This is a genomic window from Paenibacillus sp. SAFN-054 (assembly GCF_051966755.1).
Classification (GTDB): domain Bacteria; phylum Bacillota; class Bacilli; order Paenibacillales; family Paenibacillaceae; genus Paenibacillus_AQ.
Genome location: NZ_JBQCKS010000007.1, coordinates 146,167 through 155,489, shown reverse-complemented (window position 1 = coordinate 155,489; position 9,323 = coordinate 146,167). Strand labels below are relative to the sequence as shown.

At 48.8% G+C, this 9,323-nt stretch carries 6 protein-coding genes; all 6 read left to right on the top strand.

Features of this window, described 5'->3' with window-relative positions:
- The first annotated feature begins 803 nt into the window (after positions 1-803).
- The 6 genes from ppc to glmM all read left to right on the top strand — a co-directional run bounded on the left by ppc (position 804) and on the right by glmM (position 9,017).
- Positions 804-3,599 carry a phosphoenolpyruvate carboxylase gene (gene ppc, locus ACTHPM_RS25325; protein WP_440397951.1) on the top strand — a complete coding sequence of 932 codons (2,796 nt, stop codon included), beginning with the start codon at positions 804-806 and terminating at the stop codon, positions 3,597-3,599.
- A gap of 252 nt (positions 3,600-3,851) precedes the next feature.
- Complete coding sequence (sigW, locus tag ACTHPM_RS25320; RefSeq protein WP_440397950.1) at positions 3,852-4,418, top strand: RNA polymerase sigma factor SigW; 567 nt, start codon at positions 3,852-3,854, stop codon at positions 4,416-4,418.
- Between the two features lie 120 nt (positions 4,419-4,538).
- Positions 4,539-5,153, top strand: a complete 615-nt coding sequence (locus ACTHPM_RS25315) for a zf-HC2 domain-containing protein (protein WP_440397957.1) — start codon at positions 4,539-4,541, stop codon at positions 5,151-5,153.
- 204 nt (positions 5,154-5,357) lie between these two features.
- Positions 5,358-6,188, top strand: coding sequence for a diadenylate cyclase CdaA (gene cdaA / locus ACTHPM_RS25310; RefSeq protein WP_440397949.1), 831 nt, complete (start codon positions 5,358-5,360; stop codon positions 6,186-6,188).
- On the top strand, positions 6,181-7,611 hold the full coding sequence (locus tag ACTHPM_RS25305) for a CdaR family protein (protein ID WP_440397948.1): 1,431 nt from the start codon (positions 6,181-6,183) through the stop codon (positions 7,609-7,611). The genes cdaA and ACTHPM_RS25305 overlap by 8 nt, the downstream gene beginning before the upstream one ends.
- Before the next feature lie 65 nt (positions 7,612-7,676).
- Positions 7,677-9,017, top strand: a complete 1,341-nt coding sequence (gene glmM, locus ACTHPM_RS25300; protein WP_440397947.1) for a phosphoglucosamine mutase — start codon at positions 7,677-7,679, stop codon at positions 9,015-9,017.
- Positions 9,018-9,323 lie beyond the last annotated feature (306 nt).

The following is a 9,323-nucleotide window of genomic DNA, read 5'->3' as shown; positions in this document are numbered from 1 at the left end:
CGGGTGTAGTTCAATGGTAGAACTTCAGCCTTCCAAGCTGATAGCGTGGGTTCGATTCCCATCACCCGCTCCATAATTAAAAACGTAAACGCCGAAAGGCGTTTTTTTGTTATGGACAATTGGGGAGTAGAACCCACGCGCTGCGATCGTCCGAACAGGCATCCATACAAGGGCCCATCGAGGACGCGGGTCAACCTCATCCTTTTATTGCGCGCAGAAGGCCCACTATCCATCAGAGTTATGTATTGTCATCACTGCACCATACTTCGTTAATCACAACGCCGATGAGGCGTTTTTTCTCTATAACGGGAGATAAGCTCGCCCCTTGTTTGCGAGGGTCTGAATATGAGATTAGTATATGAGCAAAAATCAAGCAGTACAGTACCAATATTTTGCAGTATCCAAATATCATTAGACAATTTTCATAATTAGGGTAAATCAGAAGCAAGCTAAATGGGTAATAACATACAAAATGTATGACTTTTGGGAGCATCGATCCTCCTGATTTTACTTAATTAACCAGTGTAAATTATGGATGTCAGCAAAGCTTACTGAATAAATAACTAGGATGTGGATTACTTATGTAAAGGGGCGTTACATAATTTCATTATATATACAGGCTTACATAAATCGCTTTGCTTTCCTTGTATGTATATAAATGCATGATGTGTCATTTGTTACATTGAATATTTTTTTGCTTTATCGCGAAAAAGTGCAGATTTTCAATTTGTTTTGTTGTATGATGTTAAGAAAGCGTTACAAAGAGATAGCAATACAAACGGGATGGAGATGGGAGGAGTAGCATGACTGAACTTACGGTTACCGCAAATAAGAGCAACTCAAACAACCTTCTGCGGCGTGATGTGCGATTCTTGGGAAATATACTCGGCGAAGTGCTTGTCCATCAGGGCGGCAATGAGCTTTTGGATATTGTTGAAAAGATTCGCGAGACCAGCAAGTCATTACGTTCTGTTTTTTTACCTGAATTGTATGAAGATTTCAAGAAAATCATTCGGACGCTTGAGCCGGATATCCGCCATCAGGTGATCAGAGCTTTTGCAATCTATTTCCAATTGGTGAATATTGCAGAGCAAAATCATCGGATTCGGCGTAAACGCGATTACGAAAGATCGGCCGGAGAAACGGTTCAGCCAGGTTCCATTGAAAGTGCGGTACAGGACCTGAAGGATCGTCATTTTACGTATGATGAAGTGCAAGAGATCATCGAAAGCCTCTCCCTCGAGCTCGTCATGACCGCGCACCCGACGGAAGCCATGCGCAGAGCAATTCTGGACATTCACAAACGGATCTCCGAAGATGTCATGCTGCTGGATAATCCGACCCTGTCTTTCCGAGAACGCGAACAGCTCCGTGAAAAGCTGCTGAACGAGGTCATCACTCTTTGGCAAACGGATGAGCTGCGAGCAGGCAAGCCAACGGTTCTCGACGAAGTCAGAAACGGGATGTACTATTTCCATGAAACGCTGTTCCATGTGCTGCCTGATGTTTATCAGGAACTGGAGCGGTGCTTGAATAAATATTATCCGGGCCATAATTGGCATGTACCTACGTACTTGCGTTTTGGATCCTGGATTGGCGGAGACCGCGACGGTAACCCGTCCGTTACTGCCGAAATTACCTGGGAAACACTCCGGATGCAGCGTAAGCTTGCCATTCGGGAATACCAGCGTATTCTTTCCGAGTATATGCAGTACCTGAGCTTCAGCACCTCCATTGTCGATGTATCCGATGAACTCATGCAGTCCATCGCGGAAGATCGCACGAACGTCGAGGTTTTGAAACGCAGCGTATGGCATAACGAAAAAGAACCGTACCGGATCAAGCTTGTCTACATGATGGAAAAAATGGGCAACGTGGCGGATGACAGCAAGAAGGGCACGGCAGAATCATATGACACGCCTGCTCAATTTATTGAGGATTTGAAAGTCATCGACCGCAGTCTGCGCTTCCATTTTGCTGACTATGTTGCTGATACCTATATTCAGAAACTGATCCGTCAAGTTGAACTTTTCGGATTCCATACGGCCGCGCTGGACATTCGCCAGCACAGTCAAGAGCATGAAAATGCAATGAAGGAAATTCTAGCCCAAGTCGACATCACGCCAGATTACTCGAAGCTGTCAGAGGAAGAGAAGATTACGCTTTTGGCTAGGCTGCTTACGGAACCAAGACCGATTACTTCGAACTACCATCAATACAGTGCAAGTACGAAGGAATGTCTGGATGTGTTCCGAACCGTTTACAGAGCTCAACAGGAATACGGCAAGCAGTGTATCACTAGTTATCTCATCAGTATGGCCGAAGGCGCAAGCGACATCATGGAGGTCATGGTCTTTGCGAAGGAAGTCGGATTGTTCCGCCTGAACGCTGACGGCACCGTTGACTGCACACTGCAGTCCGTACCGCTCTTTGAGACGATTGAGGATCTTCATGCTGCACCGGACATTATGAAGCGCTTGTTCGAGCTGCCGGTCTACCGCGCAAGCATTGCAGCAAGAAATGACTTGCAGGAAATTATGCTTGGCTATTCTGACAGCAATAAAGACGGCGGGGCCGTAACGGCTAACTGGGAGCTTCGCGTCGCTCTGAAGGAACTGACGGCGGTTGGCGAGGAGTTCGGCATCAAGCTGAAGTTCTTCCATGGACGCGGCGGTGCGTTGGGACGCGGCGGTATGCCGCTTAACCGTTCGATTCTGGCTCAGCCGGCATCGACGATTGGTGGGGGCATCAAGATTACGGAGCAGGGAGAAGTTATCTCTTCCCGGTATTCCCTGAAAGGGATCGCGTACCGTAGTTTGGAGCAGGCCACTTCTGCTTTGATCACGGCCGCCATCAACAAACAGTTCCCGCAAGAGGACGATGTACGCGAAGCTTACTGGGATGAAATCGTAAGAGAAATGTCGGAGGTTTCCCGGAATAAGTACCAGGATTTGATTTTCCGTGATCCGGATTTCCTGACCTTCTTCAAGGAATCCACGCCGCTTCCGGAAGTAGGAGAGCTTAACATTGGTTCCCGTCCTTCCAAGCGTAAGAACAGCGACCGTTTCGAGGACTTGCGCGCAATTCCGTGGGTGTTCTCCTGGACGCAAAGCCGATTCCTGCTGCCGGCATGGTACGCTGCGGGAACGGGACTTCAGAGTTTTTATCAGAATAAGGAAGAGAACCTTCGAATCATGCAGGAAATGTATGCGAAATTCTCGTTCTTTACTTCATTGATCGACTCGCTGCAAATGGCTATTGCCAAGGCAGATATGGTTATTGCCCATGAATATGCGAACATGTCCAAAAACGATGAGGCGCGGCAGCGTATTTTCAACCTGATTGAGCAGGAGTTCAAGTTGACATCCGAGCTGATTCTTAAGATTACAGGACAGAAGGAAATTCTGGATAACGTTCCTGTCATTCAGGAATCGATTCGTCTGCGCAATCCATATGTTGATCCGCTTAGTTACTTGCAGGTTCAACTGCTCAGCGAGCTGCGTGGACTCCGTGACAAGGATGAGGATGATGCCGAGCTGCTGCGTGAGGTGCTCCTTACCATCAACGGTATTGCTGCAGGACTCCGGAATACAGGCTGATTTAAACCACATTATACGTCTAAGTAAGACAAATAGAAGGAAAGCCGGGATTCAATCCGTTGAAGCCGCCCGGCTTTCCTTTTTTTGATGATCATATGGACCTAATCGCCTATTAAGGGGACCTAAAACCGCTGCAGGATATTTTTTCAATATCTGATGGAGCTTTTCTTGCATTTTTGCGGGACTTGAATTACGATTTGAATGATGTGAAAAAACGACGTTACCCATCAGCAAGTCTGGGGGAATATATTGGTGGATAATATAGAAAACAGGTTAACGAAGCTGGCTCTGAAAGGGGACCAGCGTGCCTTTGCAGAGATTGTGGAGCTTTATAAGGACAAAATATATCATTTGGCCTATCGAATGCTGGTGAACCGCCATGAGGCGGAGGATATCGTCCAGGAGACTTTTTTGCGCGTATACAAAAATTTGGACCGATATGACCCGAACCAGAAATTCTCGACCTGGATTTACCGGATCGCAACGAATTTATGCATCGATCGGCTCAGGAAAAAGAAGCCTACATATTCGCTCGATGCGGAGATGAATGATCAGGAAGGCATGGACGGCTATTCGATGATTCCGAGCGATAACCGGACACCGGAAAGCGAGACGCTGTTGTCCGAGACGCAGCAGATCATTTATCAGGCCATCGACACCCTGCCGGCCAAATATAAGTCTGTGATGATTTTGAGGTATCTGCAGGACTTATCTCTGCAGGAAATCAGTGATGTGCTCGGGATGCCCGTAACAACGATTAAGACACGGGTGCACCGCGGACGGGAATTTCTGCGCAAAAAATTGGAGCCCAAATTGTAAATTCCCTATATTTTGTTGAAACATTCTAAAAGGCACTGCGTATTACAAGTTAAACAAGTCTTATGCCCTTAGAGACAAGAGGGTTCGAATACATTTATACGAATGAAAGGATTGGCTCATATGGAATGCAACTTGGCCGTCTCTTTAATGCATGATTATCTGGATGACGACTTGTCCAAGGACCAGCAGCTGGCTCTCAAGACCCATTTGTTGTCCTGCCCTGACTGTCGGATGCAGTTTAATGAGCTGGAACAGACGGATATGCTGATGTTCTCTTTGAACCATCATGCTCCGTCAGCACCACTTGAGCTGACCCAGCGGATCATGAGTGCCTTGCCGCAGGAAAAGAGGCAGCAGCCGTGGCTGAGATGGATTAAACGGCATCCTGCCATTACGGCAGCGGCAGTGTTCCTGATTGTCATGCTGATCAGCTCGGTTAGCTTCTGGGATCAAGACACGCAGCTTGTGGTCAAGGGAAGTGATCTGGATCAGGTCGTCATTGAAGGTGACACCGTCATTGTCCCTGCAGGCAAAAGCATAGCAGGCAATTTAACGGTAGAGAACGGAAAAACCCAAATTTATGGCGAGGTAAACGGGAATCTGACGGTCATCGACGGATCTCTTTACCAAGCATCCACTGCCCACATTTCGGGTCGAGTCAAAAATATTGACCAGGCGTTGGATTGGATTTGGTATAAAATAACAAATGCGTTCTCCGACGTCGCCTATCGTTAACAAACCCTTGCTGCAGCAGTATTTTCATGGCGCCTCTTCTACGTAGGAAGGCGCCTTTTTGCTGGAAAAATGCTTTATTCCATCCAATTTGGCGCTTCGGCCGCTTGCAACCTGAAGTTGATCGTTATAACCTAGAAGATATAGGGGAAATTATATTACATAGAGACCCATTTAACATTCAAGAGGAAGTGCGGGGGCCTAAGCATGAGTTATTTTGCGGATCTGACATGGAAGGAATCCATTAAGGATATAATCGATGTCGCGATTGTTACATATATTATTTATCATGTCATCTTGCTCGTTAGAGGTACCAGGGCCGTTCAACTGCTGAAAGGGATTCTGGTGCTCGTCATTATTTGGGCATTGAGCACATGGTTTGATTTGTTCACGCTGAGATGGCTGATGAATCAGATCTTTAACTTCGGCATTTTCGCCATCTTCATTATCTTCCAGCCGGAGCTGCGCAGGGCGCTGGAACAGCTGGGACGAGGCAAAATATTCGGCCGCTCCTCGGCAGAGGATGAAGAATTCAACAAATTAATTGGTGAAGTCATTAAAGCCGTGAATTATTTAGCACGCAGAAAGATCGGCGCATTAATTGTTTTTGAACGGCAGACCGGACTGAATGAGTACACCGAGTCGGGCATTCCGATGCAGTCGATAGTGAGCTCGCAGCTGCTCATTAATATCTTTATCCCGAACACGCCGCTCCATGATGGGGCCGTCATCATACAGAGTAACCAGATTGCTGCTGCAGCCTGTTATTTGCCGCTCTCGGAGAATCCATTCATCAGCAAGGAATTGGGTACACGGCACCGTGCTGCGATCGGGATCAGTGAGGTCGGCGATGCCGTATCGGTCGTCGTTTCCGAGGAAACAGGCCAAATTTCCCTTGCGATCAATGGACAGGTTGTGCGTGACATCAAGGAGGAGTCCTTGATTTCGAAGCTGTATGAGGAACTTCGTCCGAATTCTACCCCTAAAGAGAAACGCCCGATGTTCTGGCGCCGGAAGGGGACTGATAAAGATGAATAAATGGATCAACAACAATAATTTTGCGAAAATATTGGCACTGGCGGTCAGTCTTCTGTTGTGGAGCATGGTGCATTTGAACAGCGATACGCCAACGCCAACGGCCAAGATAGACACGAGGATTATTGAAAACGTAAAGGTCCAGCCTTACGGACTGGATGAGAAAAAATATATTTTGAGCGCGATGGATACCGACAGGGTCCGCATTGAGATCAAAGGGAAGAAGACGGACCTTCTATCGGCCTTTTCAGGTGAATACAAGATCAAGCTCGATCTAAGCAATGCCAAGGTGGGAACCAGCACGCTGCCGCTTAGCGTGGACATTCCGAAGGGGCTTGAGATCGTGAACATTCAGCCGTCGACGGTGACGGTGAATATCGAGGAGCGGAATACGGCAACGTTTCCGGTCTCGATCGTGACCAAAGGTGCGCCGGCGGAAGGATATCAGGTCGGCACAATCACACCACAGCCGGCAACCGTCAAAGTGACCCTTCCGGAAAGCGAGCTCCGCGAAGTAGCCAAGGTCCAAGGAACCGTGACCATCGACGGGGAAGAAGGCACGGTCAAGGAAAAACGGGTCAAGTTAACGGCCTATGACAAAAAAGGGCAGGAAATCGAAGGGGCTGTGCTGGATCCGTCATCGGTGACGGCAGAAGTCGTCATCTCGCCTCCTTTCAAGGAAGTACCGATTGAGCTGCAGTATACGGGAAAGCTTCCCGAGGGATTAGTGATCTCGAAAGCCCAGCTTAGTGCAAGCAGGGTGAAGCTATACGGATCGCAGGAGGAGCTGGCGGGAGTAAAGTCCTATACCGATATCAGTGTGGATCTGGGGCAGATCACGCAGGCGGGAACGATAGTTCTTCCTGTGGACTTGACGGCACCTTCCGGTTTTGAGAAAATCGAGCCGAGCTCCTTGCAGGTGGAAATCACCACGGTTTCCAATTCGCAGCGGGAAGTAAGCGGTATTCCAATTACGATCAAAAACGAGAACAGCGATCTGGAGGCAGCCATTGTGAGTCCGGCAAGCCGCACGATGTCCCTAACACTCAGCGGGGCTCCGGGACTTCTGAGCAGTCTGACCAAAGACGATATCCAATTGATCGCAAGCGTTGGCAACCTGAAGCCAGGCACGCATCAAGTGACGCTGCAGCTCGTGCTGCCGCGTTATATTTCCCGAGTGGATCAGGGAAGCCCACTGACGGCTACGATCGAGGTGAAGGAAAAGGCCTCGGCTCCTGTAACGACGAGTCCGGATACCGGAACAGACGGAAAAGGCAAGGATAAGGATAAGAATCAAAACCAAAACTCAAATCCAGGAAACCCGTCGGGGACGGGAACCGAGGAACCTGGAGGAACCAAACCCGATGATTCTTCCCTGGAAGCTCCAGATCCTTCCGGAGACACGGGAGAAGCAGGGAATAATTAAAATCGTCAATCGCTAACAACAAAATCAAATTTTTAAACAGAGAGCATATACAAAGGAGAGCAATCATGGGGAAATATTTTGGAACTGATGGCGTACGCGGTGTCGCCAATAAAGAACTAACGGCCGAAATGGCATACAGCATCGGCCGCTGCGGCGGTTATGTACTGACAGGTGACGTGGAGAAGCCGACGGTCGTGATTGGCATGGACACGCGCGTGTCGGGCGTCATGCTCGAGTCCGCACTGGTAGCGGGCATGCTGTCGATCGGAGCGCATGTGGTACGCCTGGGCGTCGTATCGACACCGGCTGTAGCATATATTACGAGACTGCTGAAAGCAGATGCGGGCGTCATGATCTCTGCTTCACACAATCCTGTGGAGGATAACGGGATCAAGTTTTTCGGAGGCGACGGCTTCAAGCTGTCCGACGAGACCGAGCTGAAGATCGAGGCTTTGATGGATGCAGAGACCGATCAACTGCCGCGTCCGGTGGGTAAAGACCTTGGCAATGTCATCGTGGACAACGAGTCGAAATATAAATATCTGGAATATTTGAAATCTACGATCAGTCATAGCTTTGACGGACTTAAAATCGTTTTGGACTGCGCGAACGGCGCTGCCTATGAACTGGCTCCCAAGCTGTTTGAAGAGCTGGGCGCTGAAGTCGTGAAAATTGGCGCTGATCCAAACGGACTGAATATCAACGACCATTGTGGTTCTACGCATCCGGAGAAGCTGAAGGAAGAAGTCCTCAAGGCAAAGGCGGATTTGGGCCTTGCATTTGACGGGGATGCGGACCGTTTGATCGCGATTGATAACAATGGCGAAGAAGTCGACGGCGACTTTATTCTCTGCATCTGCGGCGATGCCATGAACAAGCAGGGCAAGCTGAACAACGGCACGATCGTTTCGACGGTCATGAGTAACATCGGTTTTTATAAGGCGACGGAGAAGCTGGGATTGAAGACGGCCAAAACAGCCGTAGGCGACCGTTACGTCATGGAGGAAATGCGCAAGAACGGATACAACCTGGGCGGCGAGCAGTCCGGCCATGTGATTTTCCTTGATTACAACACGACCGGGGACGGCATCCTGACGGCCATTCAGCTGGTGGATACGATCTCAGCTTCCGGTAAGAAGCTGAGCGAGCTCAGAACGATGATGCGCCAGTATCCTCAGGTGCTCGTGAATGTGCGCGTAGCGGATAAGAGCAAGTATGAGGGCAACCAAGCAATCGAAGCCGCTATTGCGGAAGTAGAAGGCATTCTTGGTGACAATGGCCGTGTGCTGGTGCGTCCGTCCGGTACGGAATCCCTGATCCGCGTGATGGCGGAAGGTCCCGACAAGGACCAGCTGGACCAGTACGTGAACCAGATCGTCGAAGTCGTGAAGCGGGAGCTTGTGTAAGACCAGAGGTTTATTTTTGACGTAATATGGAGCAACTTTCATCATGGGCCGGTGAAACTATAGTTCAGGTTTCACCGGCTTTCCTTATAGGTGAATAGGGAAAAAGAGGGCTTGGCACGATCTATACACCGGATTGCCAAATCGGTCTGACTTGAATATAATAAAAACTACGTTTGTCGAAACTTTTCAGAAAAGACAAATCGTTTTTAGGAAATTCAGAAAGAACAGGTCATTCAAATACAGAAAGCGGGGATCGTGAGGTATTCGATTCAATAGCGCCAGAACTTGGGCTCGCGCGGGGAATGG

Coding starts and splice junctions, on each gene's coding strand:
- ppc (WP_440397951.1), top strand. CDS start 804: ATGACTGAACTTACGGTTACCGCAAATAAGAGCAACTCAAACAACCTT.
- ACTHPM_RS25305 (WP_440397948.1), top strand. CDS start 6,181: ATGAATAAATGGATCAACAACAATAATTTTGCGAAAATATTGGCACTG.
- ACTHPM_RS25315 (WP_440397957.1), top strand. CDS start 4,539: ATGGAATGCAACTTGGCCGTCTCTTTAATGCATGATTATCTGGATGAC.
- cdaA (WP_440397949.1), top strand. CDS start 5,358: ATGAGTTATTTTGCGGATCTGACATGGAAGGAATCCATTAAGGATATA.
- glmM (WP_440397947.1), top strand. CDS start 7,677: ATGGGGAAATATTTTGGAACTGATGGCGTACGCGGTGTCGCCAATAAA.